At 60.6% G+C, this 1,199-nt stretch carries 3 protein-coding genes; 1 reads left to right on the top strand and 2 read right to left on the bottom strand.

What is annotated here, in order from left to right:
- Positions 1-351 precede the first annotated feature (351 nt).
- A complete protein-coding gene (locus tag Q8R73_RS16000; protein ID WP_305720524.1) occupies positions 352-567 on the top strand; it encodes a hypothetical protein in 216 nt (71 codons plus the stop codon).
- Positions 568-580: 13 nt separating this feature from the next.
- On the opposite strand, the gene Q8R73_RS15995 is transcribed toward Q8R73_RS16000, so the two are convergent.
- Positions 581-799, bottom strand: coding sequence for an alkylphosphonate utilization protein (locus Q8R73_RS15995; protein WP_304745129.1), 219 nt, complete (start codon positions 797-799; stop codon positions 581-583).
- A 28-nt stretch (positions 800-827) separates the two neighbouring features.
- The coding region (locus tag Q8R73_RS15990) for a M20/M25/M40 family metallo-hydrolase (protein WP_305720523.1) at positions 828-1,199 on the bottom strand (372 nt) is incomplete at its 5' end.

The following is a 1,199-nucleotide window of genomic DNA, read 5'->3' as shown; positions in this document are numbered from 1 at the left end:
AGGACCGCACGATTTCGCATCCGCTTCAGGCGCCCTGGTCAGGAGCGCCATCCGCGTCCACCGCCTCCCCGTCCCGCACTGGTGACCTTGCGCAATGCCCCTCGGAGTGGGACGGGATGACCAGACATATAGTCCGATTGTGACTTCTGGTAAACAGAATTATTTTCGCACGAGGGGCTTGACACGAATTCCGATAAACCGAACTGATTTGCCCGACAGGCAGTCACACATCGTCACGTTCATTCGATGGACCGGACGCATCGCGGCAGCCGCAACACCCCGTAATTATCCAGAGATACTTTTAACCGTCAAAAGCGGACAACTCCGGCGGACGACAGGACGAAATCGAACATGGCGGTCACTTCCTTTCTACTGGCGATCCTGCTTGGCGGTACCGCTTTCCTGTTCAGGGAAGCCGCTTCGCAGATTTCCGTCGGCACCTCATGGGCCGGCGAGGTCTGCTCGACCGCGCAGACCTTCTGCCACCATCCGGAATACCTCGCCTATGCCGGCTTCGGACTGATGACCGTCGCGATCGGGACCAAGCTGAGCAACCTGTCGCGGTAGGCGGATCTTCGCCTCACGCCTTCTTCAGGAACTCCGTGCGCAGCACCAGGCCCTTGACCTTGTCGGTGCGGCCTTCGATCTCGTCGGCATTGTCGGTGAGGTGAATGCCCCGGATCATGGTGCCGCGCTTCAGCACCGTCGAGGAGCCCTTCAGCTTGAGGTCCTTGATCAGCGTGACGCTGTCGCCCTCGGCGAGCAGCGCGCCGTTGGAATCCCTGACCTTGATGTCCATGTGGTGATGTCCTTTGTGACGGTGAGGTTTACCGCATGGTCGCGAGTTGCACCGCGAGCGCGCACGCCCGGTCGTACTCGTCGAGATTGATCCACTCGTCGATCGTGTGCACCTCATTCTGACCGGCGCCAAAAGTCACGGTGGGAGTACCGTGGCGGACCATCCAGTTCGCATCCAGCCCGCCATTGGCGGCGCGGATGTTCGGTGTCGCGCCGATGCCGGCCACGGCCTCCATCGCGCGCTTCACCACGGGCAGGCTGTCCTTCATGCGGAACGGATAATAGTCGGTCTCGGCCTTGAACTTGACGCGGCCCGACTTGCCATCGCTGTTCTTGACGCGCTTTGCCGCCTTCTCGAACGCCGCCTTGTAGGCCTTGGTGATCTCCTTGAAGAACTTGCT

Origin of the sequence: Bradyrhizobium sp., from assembly GCF_030697065.1 — a bacterium.
Classification (GTDB): Bacteria; Pseudomonadota; Alphaproteobacteria; order Rhizobiales; family Xanthobacteraceae; genus Bradyrhizobium.
The sequence above is the reverse complement of the archived record's forward strand: the minus strand, read 5'-3'. Positions and strand labels throughout refer to the sequence as shown.

Excerpts from the sequence above, each read along its gene's own strand:
- Q8R73_RS15995 (WP_304745129.1), bottom strand. The coding sequence starts at position 799 with ATGGACATCAAGGTCAGGGATTCCAACGGCGCGCTGCTCGCCGAGGGC.
- Q8R73_RS16000 (WP_305720524.1), top strand. The coding sequence starts at position 352 with ATGGCGGTCACTTCCTTTCTACTGGCGATCCTGCTTGGCGGTACCGCT.